Below are 614 nucleotides of genomic sequence, written 5' to 3'. Positions count from 1 at the left end.
CCTGAAACCGTCGCCGTCCTCGGCTTCGTCACCCTGTTCGTTCTGATGCTGCTGCGCGTGCCGGTCGGCATGGCCATGGGCCTCGTCGGCGTCACCGGCTTCGGCTACCTGACTGGCTTTGGCCCGGCGCTCAAGCTCGTCGGCCAGACCACCATGCGCACGGTCACCGACTACACCTTCGGCGTCATCCCGATGTTCCTGCTGATGGGCGCCTTCGTGTCGGTGTCCGGCATCAGCCGCGAATTGTTCCGCGCCGCCAACACCTTCGTCGGCCACTGGCGCGGCGGCCTCGGCATTGCCACCATCGCCGCCTGCGGCGGCTTCGCCGCGATCTCCGGCTCGTCGGTGGCGACCGCCGCGACGTTCTCGGCGGTGGCCTATCCCGAGATGCGGCGCTTCAACTATCCGCAGTCGTTCGCCACCGGCGTCATCGCGGTCGGCGGCACGCTCGGCGCSATGCTGCCGCCGTCGACGGTGCTCGCCGTGTACGGTATCATCACCCAGCAGGACATCGGCAAGCTGTTCGTTGCCGGCATCATTCCGGGCCTGCTGGCGATCGCCATGCACATGATCACCATCGCCATCATCGGCCGGGTGCGCCCTGGCTTCCTGCC

1 protein-coding gene is annotated in these 614 nt (G+C 68.0%); it reads left to right on the top strand.

What is annotated here, in order from left to right; translation table 11 throughout:
* Positions 1-614, top strand: a 614-nt coding sequence (locus AB4Z37_RS32980) for a TRAP transporter large permease subunit (protein WP_441520881.1), incomplete at both ends; no start/stop codon positions are given.

Source organism: Bradyrhizobium sp. 2TAF24, assembly GCF_052115025.1.
Taxonomy (GTDB): Bacteria; Pseudomonadota; Alphaproteobacteria; order Rhizobiales; family Xanthobacteraceae; genus Bradyrhizobium_A.
The sequence above is the reverse complement of the archived record's forward strand: the minus strand, read 5'-3'. Positions and strand labels throughout refer to the sequence as shown.